The organism is Streptomyces sp. R302, assembly GCF_012927245.1.
Classification (GTDB): Bacteria; Actinomycetota; Actinomycetes; order Streptomycetales; family Streptomycetaceae; genus Streptomyces.
Genome location: NZ_JABBGE010000009.1, coordinates 1 through 16,182 on the forward strand (window position 1 = coordinate 1; position 16,182 = coordinate 16,182).

Sequence of the window (16,182 nt, forward strand, 5' to 3'; positions counted from 1 at the left end):
TCCCGACGCTCAACGTCTACCAGGGCGGCGAGGTCGTGAAGACCATCGTCGGCGCCAAGCCGAAGGCGGCCATCCTGCGCGACCTGGAGCCCTTCGTCGCCGCGAAGTGACCCACGCTGTTTCACGTGAAACGGCCCGCCCCGAAAGGGGGCGGGCTGTTTCACGTCTCCGCCTCACAGCGGTCGGAGCGCGGGCTCCTTCTGCACCGCGCCGAGCAGCCGGTCCAGCGCCATCTCGACGTCCTCCTTCCAGGAGAGCGTCGTCCGCAGCTCCAGCCGGAGCCGGGGGAAGGCGGGATGCGGCCGTACGGTCTTGAAGCCGACCGCGAGCAGATGGTCCGCCGGCAGCACACAGGCCGGCTCCTTCCAACGGGCGTCCCCGAAGGCCTCGATGGCCTTGAAGCCCCGCCGGAGCACGTCCTTGGCCACCGTCTGCACCAACACCCGGCCCAGGCCCTGCCCCTGGTACTCCGGCATGATCCAGGCCGTCATCAGCTGGACGGCGTCCGCCGCCACCGGGCTCGTGGGAAAGGCGGTCGAGCGCGGCACATAGGCCGCAGGCGCGTAGAGGACGTACCCGACCGGCACCTCGTCGACATAGACGACCCGGCCGCAGGAGCCCCACTCCAGCAGGACGGCGGAGATCCACGCCTCCTTCTCCACCTCCGCGCGGCCCGCCTTCACGGCCGCCTCGCCGCTCACCGGATCGAGCTCCCAGAACACACAGGAACGGCAGCGCTTCGGCAGGTGCGGAAGATTGTCCAGCGTGAGCGGTACGAGCCGACGCCCCACGGCTGCCCTCGCTTCCCTGGCCGTCGCACGGCCACCGAGCACGGATACGGCTCTCGGAATCGTAACCAGCGGGCCCGCACGGCGACACCGCACACAGGCAAAGGGCGGGGAGCCCTCCGGTGGCCCCCGGAAACCCGGTGACACCCGAAGCGCTCCCCGCCCTGTGGGGCGTGCGGGGGAGGCTTACTCCTCGCCCTGCTCCCACTCCTGGTCGGCCTTCAGCTGGTCCATGACCTTGTTCTCGCCGGGGGCCAGTGTCGTGAGGATCCGGTCGAGGTCCTCCACCGAGGCGAACTCGACGACGATCTTGCCCTTCTGCTGCCCCAGGTCGACCTTCACCCGGGTCTCGAAGCGGTCCGAGAGACGGGTCGCCAGATCGGAGAAGACCGGCGAGACCCGGGCACCCGCCCGCGGCTTCTTGGTCTTCACCGCGGCGGGCTCCTCCAGGCCCATGAGCTTCACGATCTCCTCGACCGTGCGCACCGAGAGGCCCTCGGAGACGATCCGGTAGGCCAGCTGGTCCTGGACCTCCGGGTCCTCCACGCCGAGCAGGGCGCGGGCGTGGCCGGCGGAGATCACTCCGGCAGCGACCCGGCGCTGGACCGGCGGGGAGAGCCGGAGCAGTCGCAGGGTGTTGGAGACCTGCGGACGCGAGCGTCCGATCCGGTCGGCGAGCTGGTCGTGGGTGCAGCCGAAGTCCGTGAGCAGCTGCTCGTAGGCGGCGGCCTCCTCCAGCGGGTTCAACTGGGCCCGGTGGAGGTTCTCCAGGAGGGCGTCCAGGAGCATCTTCTCGTCGTCGGTGGCCCGGACGATCGCGGGGATGGACTCCAGACCGGCCTCACGGCAGGCTCGCCAGCGCCGCTCGCCCATGATCAGCTCATAGGCGTCGGCGTCGGTCTTGCGGACGACCACGGGCTGGAGCAGGCCGACCTCCTTGATGGAGGTGACGAGCTCGGCAAGGGCCTCGTCGTCGAAGACCGTACGCGGCTGCTGCTTGTTGGGCGTGATGGCGTCGAGCGGGATCTCGGTGAAGTACGCCCCGGCGACCAGCGCCGGCTCGGGCTCCACCGGTGCCGTCACCGGCTCGGGCTGCGGGGCACCCTGGGGGAACAGGCGGGCCGCGCCGCTCCCGGGGAGCGTGGAGACGGCACCGGCCTCCGGCGCCTGCTGGTCCTGAGGGGTGCCGGCGAACAGCGCGCCGAGCCCCCGCGGGCCCAGTCCCCTACGTCGGTCGCTCACTGAAGTTCCTCCGCCATGCTGTGCTGGTTGTTCTGGTGCCCCACGCGGCCGTGCTGGTGGGGCTCGTAGTGGACAGAGATGCCGCGGAAGGCGATCTCGCGCGCCGCTTCGATGTACGACAGGGCTCCGCTGGAACCGGGGTCGTAGGTGATCACGGTCTGGCCGTAGCTGGGGGCCTCGGAGATGCGGACGGACCGCGGGATGCTGGTCCGGAGCACCTCCTTCCCGAAGTGGCTGCGGACCTCCTCGGCGACCTGCGAGGCGAGCCGGGTGCGGCCGTCGTACATGGTCAGCAGGATCGTCGAGACGTGCAGCGTCGGGTTGAGGTGTCCGCGGACCAGATCGACGTTCTTGAGGAGCTGTCCGAGCCCCTCAAGCGCGTAGTACTCGCACTGGATCGGGATGAGCACCTCGGCCCCCGCCACCAGCGCGTTGACCGAGAGCAGTCCGAGGGACGGCGGGCAGTCGATGAGGACGTAGTCCAGCGGCTGCTCGTACGCCTGGATCGCCCGCTGGAGCCGGCTCTCGCGCGCCACCATGGACACCAGCTCGATCTCCGCACCGGCGAGATCGATCGTGGCCGGGGCGCAGAAGAGGCCCTCGACGTCCAGGACCGGCTGGACCACCTCGGAGAGCGGCCTGCTGTCGACGAGGACGTCGTAGATCGAGGGGACGTCGGCGTGGTGGTCGATGCCCAGCGCCGTGGAGGCATTGCCCTGCGGATCCAGGTCGACCACCAGGACCCGGGCACCGTGCAGGGCCAGGGAGGCCGCCAGGTTGACGGTCGTGGTCGTCTTGCCCACGCCGCCCTTCTGGTTGGCCACCACCATGATGCGGGTCTGCTCGGGACGGGGCAGTCCCTCCCCGGCACGGCCCAGCGCTTCTACGGCCAGCTGGGCAGCACGGCCAATGGGGGTGTCATCCACCGGGGGCAGCGTTTCACGTGAAACATCTTCCCCAGCCGATTCGGTTCGGGGACCGGGGACCGGATCGGTCATCGGTCCCGCGATGTTGGCGTCGGACCGCAAGGATTCACTCTCCTCGGCATCAAGCTCGCGATGGGAAGAGCCTGCCATGCCTGCGGGGTCCTGAACCAGCGAGGTCGGTGGATCTGTGGGTGAATCCACCTCTGTGGAAAACTCCGTAACCCTCGCGGGTGGCTTCACACGGGGCCTGCGGTCCCGGGGGGTGGCTGCGGCGCGCCCGCGGCTGATGATCCCCTGGAGCAGTGAGCGACGTTTCACGTGAAACACGATGCCCCTGCGCCCCTGCCGGGACCGTTCGACACTCCGTGAAAGCGGACGAAAGCGACGCTCAGCGGCGCCGACGGGTCTTGCTGGTCCGCGCCGCCTTGGCCCGCTTGGCCGCGAAGCGGACACCGCCGGGGCTCTCGCCGACCTCGACCCGGACCACGGTGGACATCGGATCGACGATTCCCTCGCCGACCTGGAGGACCGAGGTCTCCACCACGCCCAGCTTGGCGAGCGCGGCGCGGGCACCGTCGAGCTCCTCCTGCGCGGTGTCGCCCTTCAGCAGCAGCATCTCGCCGTAGGGACGGAGCAGCGGAACGCCCCAGCCGGCGAGCCGGTCGAGGGGGGCCACGGCACGGGCGGTCACGACGTGGACCTGCGGGACCTTGCCGAGCATCTCCTCGGCGCGACCGCGGACGACGGTCACATGGTCGAGACCGAGCAGCTCCACGACCTCCGTGAGGAAGTTGGTGCGGCGCAGGAGCGGCTCCAGGAGCGTGATCTTCAGATCGGGCCGGACCAGGGCCAGCGGGATGCCGGGCAGGCCGGCACCGGAGCCGACGTCGCAGACCGTGACGCCCTCGGGGACGACCTCGGAGAGAACCGCGCAGTTCAGCAGGTGGCGCTCCCACAGTCGCGGGACCTCGCGCGGGCCGATGAGCCCACGCTTCACTCCGGCGTCCGCGAGCAGCTCGGCGTACCGCACGGCTTCGGGGAAGTACTCGCCGAAGACCTTCCGTGCCTGCTCCGGCGCCTCGGGGAGCTCCGCTGCCTCCGTCACGGGGACCGTCCTTCCGTACCGCACGCGTACTGTGCGAGCGCGCTGTGGTGGCTGAGTGGCTGAACTATCAGGCTGACAAAGATCGGCCCCGTCTGCGAACAGACGGGGCCGACGCGAGGAGAGGGGTCAGGCAGGGAGAACGACGACGAAGCGCTGCGGCTCCTCGCCCTCGGACTCGCTGCGCAGACCGGCGGCGGCGACCGCGTCGTGCACGACCTTGCGCTCGAACGGGGTCATCGGGTCCAGCTTGACCGGCTGGCCGGAGGCCTTGACCTCGTCCGCGGCCTTGGCGCCGATCTGGGCCAGCTCCGTGCGCTTCTGCGCCCGGAAGCCGGCGATGTCGAGCATCAGACGGCTGCGGTCACCGGTCTCCCGGTGCACGGCGAGGCGGGTGAGCTCCTGGAGCGCCTCCAGCACCTCGCCGTCGCGGCCGACGAGCTTCTGCAGATCACGGCCGCCGGAGTCGCTGATGATCGAGACCGCGGCCCGGTCCGCCTCGACGTCCATGTCGATGTCGCCGTCGAGGTCGGCGATGTCGAGCAGACCCTCAAGGTAGTCGGCCGCGATCTCACCCTCCTGCTCCAGGCGGGTCAGGGTGTCGCCACCCTCGGCGGCGGAGGTGGTGCCTTCCGTCACGGATGGACTCCTTCTAGCTACGTGGACGCTTCTACTTCTTGGAGGACGGGTGCTTGGGCCGCTGCTGGCCCTTGCGCTGGCGGGAGCCGCCGGAGCTGGCGCGGCTGCGGCCGCCGCCCTGCGCGCCGCCCTTGGCGGGCGTCTCGGGCTTCTTCTCCAGCGAGGTCTTCGGCTCGGCGTCCTGGGCGGCCTCGCCCGCGGACTCCTCGGCCGTCTCCTCGACGGTCTCGTCGCTCTTGGCCTGCTGGCCGCCGGACTGGCGCTGGGCCTTGGTCTGGCGCTTGGGCTGCTGGCGCTTGGGGGCGGCAGTGCCCTCGGCCTCGGCGACGGCGGCGTCGCTCTTCACCACGGTGCCGTCGGCCTGCGCGGCGAAGCCGGCCTTGGCGAGACCACCGATGAAGCGGCGCTCGTTCTCGTTGCGGTCCGAGCCCTTGGCGACGATCACCTTGACGACGGCCTTGTGGCGCCGGCTGCGGACCTCACCGTGGTGCGTGACGCTCTTCAGCAGGCGCTGGAGGTAGGAGTCCTGCGCCTTGCTGCCCGGGGTCGGGTTCTGGTTGATCACGTACATCTGCTGGCCCATGGTCCACACGTTGGTGGTCAGCCAGTAGACGAGGACACCGACGGGGAAGTTGATGCCCATGACGGCGAAGATCACCGGGAAGATGTACATGAGCATCTTCTGCTGCTGCATGTACGGGGTCTTCACCGAGAGGTCGACGTTCTTCATCATCAGCTGGCGCTGGGTGAAGAACTGCGAGGCCGACATCAGGACGATCATGATCGCGGTGACGATGCGGACATCGGTCAGCGAGGCACCGAGGGCCGCGACGGCCTCGGGGGAGTCCATGAACTTCGAGGCGATCGGGGCGCCGAAGATGTGCGCCTCACGGGCGCTGTCGACCAGGTTCTGGTTGAGGGCCCCGATCTCCTTGCCCGACGCGATGTTGGACAGCACGTGGTACAGGGCGAAGAAGAACGGCGACTGGGCGAGGATGGGAAGGCACGAGGAGAGCGGGTTGGTGCCCGTCTCCTTGTACAGCTTCATCATCTCTTCGGACTGACGCTGCTTGTCGCTCTTGTAGCGCTCCTGGATCGCCTTCATCTTCGGCTGGAGCGCCTGCATGTTCCGGGTCGCCTTGATCTGCTTCACGAAGAGCGGGATCAGGCAGATCCGGATCAGCACCACGAGGGACACGATCGACAGGCCCCAGGCCCAGCCCGTGTCGGGGCCGAAGATGGCCCCGTACAGCTTGTGGAACTGGACGATGACCCAGGAAACGGGCCAGGTGATGAAGCTGAACAGACTGGCAATCGTGTCCACTAATCAGGCTCCTTGAGCATTGGGCGAGGTCTCTGCGGCCGGGCTCGTCTCGGCGGAGATCCCGCCCTTGTCGCCGCGCAGCGCGTTCCTGAGCATCTCGTGCCAGCGCGGACGCTTCCGCGGGGGGACATGGTCCACTCCGCCGGGCGACCACGGATTGCACCGCAGGATGCGCCAGGCGGTCAGGGCGATGCCCTTGATCGCGCCATGCCGGTCAATGGCCGTGAATCCATAGTGGGAACACGACGGGTAGTACCGGCAGACGTCGCCCAGAAGCGGGCTGATCGTCCACTGGTACAGCTTGATGAGGGCGAGGAACGGGTACTTCATCGCGTACCCCCTCCCAGCAGCCGCTGGAGGGCGGCGTCCAGGTCGCGGGCCAGGTGGGCGTGGTCGGCGTCACCGGCTCCGGGCAACGCCCGTACGACCACCAGGCTACCGGGGGGCAGCGCGGAGAGCCGGTCGCGGACGAGATGGCGCAGACGACGCTTCACCTGGTTGCGGACGACCGCACCGCCCACGGCCTTGCTCACGACGAAACCCGCACGCGTCGGGGGAGCGCTCTCCCCAGGCGCGTGCGGGTCCGTTGCACCGCTACGAAGGTGGACGACGAGGAGCGGGCGACCGGCCCGGCGTCCTCGGCGTACCGCGGTTGCGAAGTCCTCGCGCCGCCTCAGCCGATTCTCGGTAGGCAGCACGTCATGACCTGTTTAGGTGGATCAGGCGGACAGGCTCGCGCGACCCTTGGCACGGCGGTTCGCCAGGATGGCGCGGCCGGCACGGGTACGCATGCGCAGGCGGAAACCGTGGGTCTTCGCGCGACGACGGTTGTTCGGCTGGAAGGTGCGCTTGCTCACTCGGGGGCTCCAGAAATGATTCGGGTGGTGGCGGGACATCGCCTGGCTGTCACCGTGCGCCCACGAGTAGCTCGCATACGCTCGAGTGCACCGCTACGCGATCACTGACGTGATCTTTGCCCATCGGAGGCAGGCGGCAGCAGCCATCGACAACTCGACCTGGTTACGGTACGCGCGGTTACGCCATCCGGTCAAACCGACCCGTCGGCGGGCCCGCTTGTGCACAGGCTGTGGACAACAACTTGAACGACGTCAGCCGCCGCGACTACCGTGACTGGACTCCACTATCTCTTCCGTTCTGTTCTTATCGTCCCGAGAACCACACCTTCGTGGGACCTGCGAGAAAGCGTGCCCTGTGGCTGACGTACCTGCTGATCTTGCCGCAGTGTGGCCACGCGTGCTCGATCAGCTGCTCGGAGAAGGACAGCAGGGCATCGAGCCCAAGGACAAACAGTGGATCGAGCGCTGCCAGCCGCTCGCCCTGGTCGCCGACACGGCGCTGCTCGCCGTCCCCAACGAATGGGGCAAGCGCGTCCTGGAGGGCCGCCTCGCCCCTCTGATCAGCGACACCCTCAGCCGCGAGTGCGGCCGCCCGATCCGGATCGCGATCACCGTCGACGACTCCGTCGGCGAGCAGCCCCCGGCGCCCTCCCCCGGCCACGCCCCGCAGCAGCCGCACTACGGCGAGCGCCCGCAGCCGGAGCCGTACGAGAAGTACGACGGCTACGGGCACCGCGCGCTCCCCGACGACGGGCTGCCCACCGCGCGCCCGGCCTACCCGGACTACCAGCAGCCGCCGCGCCCCGAGCCGGGCGCCTGGCCGCGGTCCCAGGAGGACCTCTCCTGGCAGCAGCCGCGCCTCGGCGGTTTCCCCGAGCGCGCCCCGTACACCGGCCCGGCTTCCCCCGATCCGTCCGGCCGGCCGCGCTACGACGAGTCCTCCCGCGGCTACGAGCAGCCGCAGCGGCCCGAGCGCTCCGAGCTGCCCGAGCCGCCGGGGGCGGGACCGCGCCCCGGCCCGGGTCCCGGCGGCCAGGGCGTGGGCCCCGGCATCGGCCAGGGTTCGCTCGGCGGCACCGGCGCGGGTTCCGGCGCCGGCGGGCCCGGCGAGCCGCACGCGCGCCTGAACCCCAAGTACCTCTTCGACACCTTCGTCATCGGTTCCTCGAACCGCTTCGCGCACGCGGCCGCGGTCGCGGTGGCCGAGGCGCCGGCGAAGGCGTACAACCCCCTCTTCATCTACGGCGAGTCGGGGCTCGGCAAGACGCACCTGCTGCACGCCATCGGGCACTACGCGCGGAGCCTCTACCCGGGCACGCGCGTGCGGTACGTGAGCTCGGAGGAGTTCACCAACGAGTTCATCAACTCGATCCGCGACGGCAAGGGCGACGCCTTCCGCAAGCGCTACCGCGACGTGGACATCCTCCTGGTCGACGACATCCAGTTCCTCGCGAGCAAGGAGTCGACGCAGGAGGAGTTCTTCCACACCTTCAACACGCTCCACAACGCGAACAAGCAGATCGTGCTCTCCTCCGACCGGCCGCCCAAGCAGCTGGTGACCCTGGAGGACCGGCTGCGGAACCGTTTCGAGTGGGGACTCACCACCGACGTGCAGCCGCCGGAGCTGGAGACGCGCATCGCGATCCTCCGCAAGAAGGCGGTGCAGGAGCAGCTGAACGCCCCGCCGGAGGTGCTGGAGTTCATCGCCTCCCGGATCTCGCGGAACATCCGTGAGCTGGAGGGCGCGCTGATCCGGGTGACGGCCTTCGCGAGCCTCAACCGGCAGCCGGTGGACCTGGGCCTCACCGAGATCGTCCTCAAGGACCTGATCCCGGGCGGCGAGGACTCCTCGCCGGAGATCACGGCGCCGGCCATCATGGCGGCCACGGCCGACTACTTCGGGCTGACCGTGGAGGACCTCTGCGGTTCCTCGCGCAGCCGGGTCCTGGTGACGGCCCGCCAGATCGCCATGTACCTGTGCCGGGAGCTCACCGACCTGTCGCTGCCGAAGATCGGCGCGCAGTTCGGCGGCCGGGACCACACGACCGTCATGCACGCGGACCGGAAGATCCGCGCCCTGATGGCGGAGCGGCGCTCCATCTACAACCAGGTCACCGAGCTGACCAACCGCATCAAGAACGGCTGAGCCGCCGACGTACGAGCTCCGCAGGGGCGTCGTACGGGCTCCGCACGGCCTCCGCACGGCCTCCGAAGGGCGCTCCGGGACACCTCCCGGGGCGCCCTTCGGCGTGGTGGAGGGGTTCTGCGGTGGCGAGCGGACGCCATGACGGCGCGCTGACCCGGATGGCCCTGTTCGATTACTCCGTTCCGGTGGCGGGTTCTCCACAGATTGGGGGATGATCTCCCGTCCACAGGGTGGGGACTGTCGAGTTATCCGGATTGTGTCCACAGGCCGAGCGGGTGACAGTCCATCACTCCAGCTCAGAGGGGTGTGGATTTGTTGGCAACCGATCTCCACAGCCTGTGGATGAATCTTTCGTCCACAGGGGCTCCGGAGAGTTGTCCACTGGCTACCCACAGGGAGAGGCCGGTTGCCCACAGCTTCTCCACACCGCTGTCCACTGTTCGGCAACACAACACCCCCTCTCACCGGCTGGAGTGAAAGGCGTCACACCAAGGGAGACGTTTGGGCTGTGGGGAACCTGGGGAAAGCTGGGGACAGCACTGGGGAGAACTCCCCCTTGCCTGTGCATGGGGTGTGCAGAACTTTCCGGTGTCCACAGAGAACCGTGGTTTTCCACTGGTTCCACCCACAGGGGCAGTGGACAAAAAACAGGGTCTGACCTGCGCGGACGACGTTATCCACGGTTTCCACAGGCCCTACTACTACTGCCACTCATAGTTAGCCCGGGAATCGCTTTGAAGCGGGGGCTGTGCACAACTCGGCGCCGGAGCCCCGACCCGCTCTCGTCCCGACTTGACCCCGAGCCGCACCGAGTGTCGGCGGCGTACGTCAGACTGGATGCCGCAGTCGACGAAGAGCCAGCAACAAGCAGGAGGCGGTTCCGGTGAAGATCCGGGTGGAGCGCGATGTACTCGCGGAGGCGGTGGCGTGGGTGGCCCGCAGCCTTCCGGCCCGTCCGCCGGCTCCCGTACTCGCGGGCCTTCTGCTGAAGGCCGAGGACGGCGCGCTGAGCTTCTCGAGCTTCGACTACGAGGTCTCCGCCCGCGTCTCCGTCGAGGCCGAGGTCGAGGAGGACGGCACCGTCCTCGTCTCCGGCCGCCTCCTCGCCGACATCTGCCGCGCCCTCCCCAACCGCCCGGTGGAGATCTCCACCGACGGTGTCCGGGCGACCGTGGTCTGCGGCTCCTCCCGCTTCACCCTCCACACCCTCCCCGTGGAGGAGTACCCGGCGCTGCCGGAGATGCCCACCGCGACCGGCACCGTCCCCGGCGAGGTCTTCGCCGCCGCCGCCGCGCAGGTGGCCATCGCCGCCGGCCGTGACGACACGCTGCCCGTCCTCACCGGTGTGCGCATCGAGATCGAGGGCGACACCGTCACCCTGGCCTCCACCGACCGCTACCGCTTCGCGGTCCGCGAGTTCCTGTGGAAGCCGGAGTCCCCGGACGCCTCCGCCGTCGCCCTGGTGCCCGCGAAGACCCTCCTGGACACCGCCAAGGCGCTCACCAGTGGCGACACCGTCACCCTGGCGCTCTCCGGCTCCGGCCAGGGCGAGGGCCTGATCGGCTTCGAGGGCGCGGGCCGCCGCACCACCACCCGCCTCCTGGAGGGCGACCTCCCGAAGTACCGCACGCTCTTCCCCACCGAGTTCAACTCGGTCGCGGTGATCGAGACCGCCCCCTTCGTGGAGGCCGTCAAGCGCGTGGCCCTGGTCGCCGAGCGCAACACCCCGGTCCGCCTCAGCTTCGAGCAGGGCGTCCTCATCCTGGAGGCCGGCTCCAGCGACGACGCACAGGCTGTGGAGCGGGTCGACGCGCAGCTCGACGGCGACGACATCTCGATCGCCTTCAACCCGACCTTCCTGCTGGACGGCCTGAGCGCGATCGACTCCCCCGTCGCCCAGCTCTCCTTCACGACCTCCACCAAGCCGGCGCTGCTCAGCGGCCGCCCGGCCGTGGACGCGGAGGCGGACGAGGCCTACAAGTACCTGATCATGCCCGTGCGGCTGAGCGGCTGACCTGCGTTCCGAGGGGTTCGACTGAGCGGCTGACCCCACAGGTGTGCGGCCGGGTCCGGGCGTAGGCTCGGACCCGGGTAGCAACCGCACACGACGCTTAAGGAACACTCTGATGGAGCTCGGTCTCGTCGGTCTCGGCAAGATGGGCGGCAACATGCGCGAGCGCATCCGCCGCGCAGGCCACACCGTCATCGGATACGACCGCAACCCGGACCTCGCCGATGTCCACAGTCTCGAAGAGCTTGTGAACAAGCTCAAGGGTCCGCGCGTCGTCTGGGTCATGGTGCCCGCCGGTGCGGCCACCCAGTCCACCGTCGACGAGCTGGCGGAGCTGCTCTCCCCGGGCGACATCGTGGTGGACGGCGGGAACTCCCGCTGGACCGACGACGAGAAGCACGCCGAGGAGCTCGCCGCCAAGGGCATCGGCTTCGTCGACTGCGGCGTCTCCGGCGGTGTGTGGGGCCTGGAGAACGGCTACGCCCTGATGTACGGCGGCTCCGACGAGGACGTCGCCAAGGTCCAGCCGATCTTCGACGCGCTCAAGCCCGCGGGCGAGTACGGCTCCGTGCACGCCGGCAAGGTCGGCGCCGGCCACTTCGCGAAGATGGTCCACAACGGCATCGAGTACGCCATGATGCAGGCCTACGCCGAGGGCTGGGAGCTCCTGGAGAAGGTCGACTCGGTGGAGAACGTCCGCGAGATCTTCCGCTCCTGGCAGGAGGGCACGGTCATCCGTTCCTGGCTGCTCGACCTCGCGGTCAACGCCCTCGACGAGGACGAGCACCTGGACCAGTTGCGCGGCTACGCGTCGGACTCCGGCGAGGGCCGGTGGACCGTCGAGGCCGCCATCGACAACGCCGTACCGCTGCCGGCGATCACCGCGTCGCTGTTCGCACGGTTCGCGTCCCGCCAGGACGACTCGCCGCAGATGAAGATGATCGCCGCGCTGCGCAACCAGTTCGGCGGCCACGCGGTCGAGAAGAAGTAGCAATCCACAGGCTGTGCACCACCCGGTGCACAGCGACCGGGGGAAGGCCGGCGCCCACCATGCACGTCACGCATCTCTCGCTGGCCGACTTCCGCTCGTACGCCCGGGCCGAGGTACCCCTCGACCCGGGCGTCACCGCGTTCGTGGGCGCCAACGGCCAGGGCAAGACCAACCTCGTCGAGGCCGTCGGCTATCTCGCCACCCTCGGCAGCCACCGCGTCGCCTCCGACGCCCCGCTGGTGCGGATGGGCGCCGAGCGGGCCGTCATCCGGGCCGCCGTCACCCAGGGCGAGCGCTCCCAGCTGGTCGAGCTGGAGCTCAACCCCGGCCGTGCCAACCGCGCCCGCATCAACAGGTCCTCGCAGGTCAGACCCCGTGACGTGCTCGGCATCGTGCGGACCGTGCTCTTCGCGCCCGAGGACCTGTCGCTGATCAAGGGCGACCCCGGGGAGCGCCGGCGCTTCCTCGACGAGCTGATCACGGCGCGCGCGCCGCGCATGGCGGGCGTGCGCTCCGACTACGAGCGCGTGCTCAAGCAGCGGAACACCCTGCTGAAGTCCGCCGCCATGGCCCGTCGGCACGGCGGCCGGGGCATGGACCTCTCCACGCTCGACGTCTGGGACCAGCACCTGGCCCGGGCCGGCGCCGAGCTGCTCGCCCAGCGGCTCGACCTCGTCCACACCCTCCAGCCGCTCGCGGACAAGGCGTACGAACAGCTCGCGCCCGGCGGCGGACCGATTCTGCTGGAGTACCGGCCCTCCGCGCCCGGCACCGGACAGACCCGCGAAGAGCTGTACGAGCAGCTGATCGCCGCCCTCGCCGAGGCCCGCAAGCAGGAGATCGAGCGCGGGGTCACCCTCGTCGGCCCGCACCGCGACGAGCTGCTGCTGCGCCTCGGCGACCTGCCCGCCAAGGGGTACGCGAGCCATGGCGAGTCCTGGTCGTACGCGCTGGCGCTCCGCCTCGCCTCGTACGACCTGCTGTGCTCCGAGGGCAACGAGCCCGTCCTGGTCCTCGACGACGTCTTCGCCGAGCTGGACGCGCGCCGGCGGGAACGGCTCGCGGAGCTGGTGGCCGACGGCGAGCAGGTCCTGGTGACGGCGGCGGTCGACGACGACGTGCCGGACGTCCTCAAGGGGACGCGGTACGCGGTGACCGGAGGGACGGTGGAGCGGGTATGAGCGACGCCGGCGAAACTTCCCCACAGTCTGTGGACAAGTCTGCGGCTCCCGAACCCTCGGGCGTGGACCTCGCCCGGGTCGCGCTGCGGGCCGCGAAGGAGGCGGCACGCGCGCGTGGGGCGGCCGCGCAGCAGAAGAAGCAGGCCAGGCGCGGGGGCGGGCTGCGCTCCGGCGCGCGTGCCGACGGGCGCGACCCGATGGCGCTCGGCGCCGCGATCAACCGGCTGCTCGCCGAGCGCGGCTGGGAGACGCCGGCGGCCGTGGGCGGCGTGATGGGGCGGTGGCCGCAGATCGTCGGGGAGGACCTCGCGAAGCACTGCGTACCGGTGAAGTACGAGGAGGAGCCGGACGCGCGGGTGCTGACCGTGCAGTGCGACTCCACCGCGTGGGCTACGCAGTTGCGGTTGCTGGCGCCGACGCTGGTCGCCCGGCTCAACGAGGACCTGGGGCACGGGACGGTGCGGCTGATCAAGGTGCTGGGGCCTGGCGGGCAGCGGCGGTACGGGCCTCTCAAGGCGCCCGGTTCCGTGGGGCCCGGGGATACGTACGGCTGACGCCAGGGCGAGGTGCGGGGCACGAGGGGCGCGGGACCAAGCAGTCGGGCGTCGTCGCGCGGGGCGTTGTGCCCACCCTCCCCCAGACTTCGTCCGGGGGGACCCCCAGCCCTTGCGGAACGCCTGCCCACAACGAGCTACGACTCGAAGCGCTAGGTGGCCGTCAGAGGGCTCTGGAGACCCTGTCCGGATATGGGGAGTCGTCTCGGGGGCGCGGAGGGCGGCACATGCGCATTCAGGTACCGGCAAACCCCCATGAGTGTCGGCGGTACCGGTAGACTGGGAGACAATCCCGCCACACTGCGGAACTGTCGAACGACGCAGCCGGCTCCCCTATGCCCGGAGCATGGCCTGTGCTGTGCCAGAAAGGGCGCTTCGTGGCCGATTCCGGCAACCCCAACGAGAACACTCAGTACACCGCCAGCAACATCCAGGTCCTCGAAGGCCTGGATGCGGTGCGCAAGCGCCCCGGCATGTACATCGGCTCGACCGGAGAGCGCGGCCTGCACCACATGGTGCAGGAGGTCGTCGACAACTCGGTCGACGAAGCGCTGGCCGGTCACGCGGACACCATCGACGTGACGATCCTGGCCGACGGCGGCGTCCGCGTCGTCGACAACGGCCGAGGCATCCCCGTCGGCATCGTCGCGTCCGAGGGCAAGCCGGCCGTCGAGGTCGTGCTGACGGTCCTCCACGCGGGCGGAAAGTTCGGCGGCGGCGGCTACGCCGTCTCCGGCGGTCTGCACGGTGTCGGCGTCTCCGTCGTGAACGCCCTGTCCACGAAGGTCTCCGTCGAGATCAAGACCGACGGGCACCGCTGGACGCAGGACTACAAGATGGGTGCTCCCACCGCGCCCCTGGCTCAGCACGAGGAGACCGACGAGACCGGCACCTCGGTCACGTTCTGGTCCGACCCGGACATCTTCGAGACGGTCGAGTACTCCTTCGAGACGCTCTCCCGCCGCTTCCAGGAGATGGCCTTCCTCAACAAGGGCCTCACGATCACGCTCACCGACGAGCGCGAGTCCGCCAAGGCCACGGTCGGCGCCGACGACCCGGACGCCGAGGCCGCCGCCGAGCCGGCCGCGCGCACGGTGACGTACCACTACGAGGGCGGCATCGTCGACTTCGTGAAGTACCTCAACTCGCGCAAGGGCGAGCTGATCAACCCGACGATCATCGACATCGAGGCCGAGGACAAGGAGCGCCTGCTCTCCGCCGAGATCGCGATGCAGTGGAACTCGTCGTACAGCGAGGGCGTGTACTCCTTCGCGAACACGATCCACACCCACGAGGGCGGTACCCACGAGGAGGGCTTCCGCGCCGCGCTAACGACGCTCGTCAACAAGTACGCGCGCGAGAAGAAGCTGCTCCGCGAGAAGGACGAGAACCTCACCGGCGACGACATCCGCGAGGGTCTCACCGCGATCATCTCAATCAAGATCGGCGAGCCGCAGTTCGAGGGCCAGACCAAGACGAAGCTCGGCAACACCGAGGCGAAGACCTTCGTCCAGAAGGTCGTCCACGAGCACCTGACGGACTGGTTCGACCGGAACCCGAACGAGGCCGCGGACATCGTCCGCAAGGGCATCACCGCCGCCACCGCGCGCGTGGCCGCCCGCAAGGCCCGTGACCTCACCCGCCGCAAGGGTCTCCTGGAGTCGGCCTCCCTCCCGGGCAAGCTCTCCGACTGCCAGTCGAACGACCCCACCAAGTGCGAGATCTTCATCGTCGAGGGTGACTCCGCCGGCGGCTCCGCCAAGTCCGGCCGGAACCCGATGTACCAGGCGATCCTGCCGATCCGCGGCAAGATCCTGAACGTCGAGAAGGCCCGCGTCGACAAGATCCTCCAGAACACCGAGGTCCAGGCGCTGATCTCCGCCTTCGGCACCGGTGTGCACGAGGACTTCGACATCGAGAAGCTCCGCTATCACAAGATCATCCTGATGGCGGACGCCGACGTCGACGGCCAGCACATCAACACCCTGCTCCTCACCTTCCTCTTCCGTTTCATGCGGCCGCTGATCGAGCACGGGCACGTGTACCTCTCCCGCCCGCCGCTCTACAAGATCAAGTGGGGCCGGGAGGACTTCGAGTACGCCTACTCCGACCGCGAGCGCGACGCCCTGGTCGAGCTGGGCAAGCAGAACGGCAAGCGGATCAGGGACGACTCGATCCAGCGCTTCAAGGGTCTCGGCGAGATGAACGCCGAGGAGCTGCGCGTCACCACCATGGACGTCGAGCACCGCGTCCTCGGCCAGGTCACCCTGGACGACGCCGCGCAGGCCGACGACCTGTTCTCGGTGCTGATGGGCGAGGACGTCGAGGCGCGGCGCTCCTTCATCCAGCGCAACGCCAAGGACGTTCGCTTCCTCGACATCTGAGTCGGTCTCAGCTGACCGTACGAAAGGACTGACGACC

Annotated in this window: 15 protein-coding genes and 1 pseudogene; 7 read left to right on the forward strand and 9 right to left on the reverse strand. The window is 69.4% G+C overall.

The window, feature by feature from the left end; genetic code table 11:
- Positions 1-110 (forward strand): annotated as a pseudogene (locus HHL19_RS37700) (thiol reductase thioredoxin); the annotation flags it as partial.
- A gap of 63 nt (positions 111-173) precedes the next feature.
- On the opposite strand, the gene HHL19_RS26400 reads toward HHL19_RS37700, so the two are convergent.
- The 9 genes from HHL19_RS26400 to rpmH form a co-directional block, all read right to left on the reverse strand.
- Positions 174-791 carry a GNAT family N-acetyltransferase gene (locus HHL19_RS26400; protein ID WP_169092856.1) on the reverse strand — a complete coding sequence of 206 codons (618 nt, stop codon included), beginning with the start codon at positions 789-791 and terminating at the stop codon, positions 174-176.
- A 183-nt stretch (positions 792-974) separates the two neighbouring features.
- The gene (locus HHL19_RS26405; RefSeq protein ID WP_169092857.1) at positions 975-2,030 is read right to left on the reverse strand and encodes a ParB/RepB/Spo0J family partition protein; all 1,056 of its coding nucleotides are present in this window, start codon (positions 2,028-2,030) and stop codon (positions 975-977) included.
- Positions 2,027-3,106 (reverse strand): AAA family ATPase, encoded by a 1,080-nt coding sequence (locus HHL19_RS26410; RefSeq protein WP_169092858.1) that lies wholly within the window; start codon positions 3,104-3,106, stop codon positions 2,027-2,029. The genes HHL19_RS26405 and HHL19_RS26410 overlap by 4 nt, the downstream gene beginning before the upstream one ends.
- A gap of 238 nt (positions 3,107-3,344) precedes the next feature.
- Positions 3,345-4,061: a 16S rRNA (guanine(527)-N(7))-methyltransferase RsmG gene (gene rsmG, locus HHL19_RS26415; RefSeq protein WP_169092859.1), complete on the reverse strand. Its 717-nt coding sequence runs from the start codon at positions 4,059-4,061 to the stop codon at positions 3,345-3,347.
- A gap of 126 nt (positions 4,062-4,187) precedes the next feature.
- Complete coding sequence (locus HHL19_RS26420) at positions 4,188-4,697, reverse strand: R3H domain-containing nucleic acid-binding protein (RefSeq protein WP_169092860.1); 510 nt, start codon at positions 4,695-4,697, stop codon at positions 4,188-4,190.
- A gap of 31 nt (positions 4,698-4,728) precedes the next feature.
- Positions 4,729-6,021, reverse strand: a complete 1,293-nt coding sequence (yidC, locus tag HHL19_RS26425) for a membrane protein insertase YidC (protein ID WP_169092861.1) — start codon at positions 6,019-6,021, stop codon at positions 4,729-4,731.
- Between the two features lie 3 nt (positions 6,022-6,024).
- The gene (gene yidD, locus HHL19_RS26430; protein WP_030493766.1) at positions 6,025-6,351 is read right to left on the reverse strand and encodes a membrane protein insertion efficiency factor YidD; all 327 of its coding nucleotides are present in this window, start codon (positions 6,349-6,351) and stop codon (positions 6,025-6,027) included.
- Positions 6,348-6,719 (reverse strand): ribonuclease P protein component, encoded by a 372-nt coding sequence (gene rnpA / locus HHL19_RS26435; protein WP_043222725.1) that lies wholly within the window; start codon positions 6,717-6,719, stop codon positions 6,348-6,350. Before rnpA ends, yidD begins: the two co-directional genes overlap by 4 nt.
- Before the next feature lie 21 nt (positions 6,720-6,740).
- Entirely contained in the window at positions 6,741-6,878 is a 138-nt protein-coding gene (gene rpmH, locus HHL19_RS26440) for a 50S ribosomal protein L34 (protein ID WP_015659252.1), read from the reverse strand.
- A 355-nt stretch (positions 6,879-7,233) separates the two neighbouring features.
- Between rpmH and dnaA the strand changes: the two genes are divergently transcribed.
- The 6 genes from dnaA to gyrB all read left to right on the forward strand — a co-directional run bounded on the left by dnaA (position 7,234) and on the right by gyrB (position 16,145).
- Positions 7,234-9,024, forward strand: coding sequence for a chromosomal replication initiator protein DnaA (gene dnaA, locus HHL19_RS26445; RefSeq protein WP_169092862.1), 1,791 nt, complete (start codon positions 7,234-7,236; stop codon positions 9,022-9,024).
- 883 nt (positions 9,025-9,907) lie between these two features.
- Complete coding sequence (dnaN, locus tag HHL19_RS26450) at positions 9,908-11,038, forward strand: DNA polymerase III subunit beta (protein ID WP_150229580.1); 1,131 nt, start codon at positions 9,908-9,910, stop codon at positions 11,036-11,038.
- A 112-nt stretch (positions 11,039-11,150) separates the two neighbouring features.
- Positions 11,151-12,026: a phosphogluconate dehydrogenase (NAD(+)-dependent, decarboxylating) gene (gene gnd / locus HHL19_RS26455; RefSeq protein ID WP_169092863.1), complete on the forward strand. Its 876-nt coding sequence runs from the start codon at positions 11,151-11,153 to the stop codon at positions 12,024-12,026.
- 59 nt (positions 12,027-12,085) lie between these two features.
- On the forward strand, positions 12,086-13,207 hold the full coding sequence (gene recF, locus HHL19_RS26460; protein WP_169092864.1) for a DNA replication/repair protein RecF: 1,122 nt from the start codon (positions 12,086-12,088) through the stop codon (positions 13,205-13,207).
- Positions 13,204-13,761: a DciA family protein gene (locus HHL19_RS26465; RefSeq protein WP_169092865.1), complete on the forward strand. Its 558-nt coding sequence runs from the start codon at positions 13,204-13,206 to the stop codon at positions 13,759-13,761. The genes recF and HHL19_RS26465 overlap by 4 nt, the downstream gene beginning before the upstream one ends.
- Before the next feature lie 353 nt (positions 13,762-14,114).
- Positions 14,115-16,145, forward strand: coding sequence for a DNA topoisomerase (ATP-hydrolyzing) subunit B (gene gyrB, locus HHL19_RS26470; protein WP_169092866.1), 2,031 nt, complete (start codon positions 14,115-14,117; stop codon positions 16,143-16,145).
- Positions 16,146-16,182 lie beyond the last annotated feature (37 nt).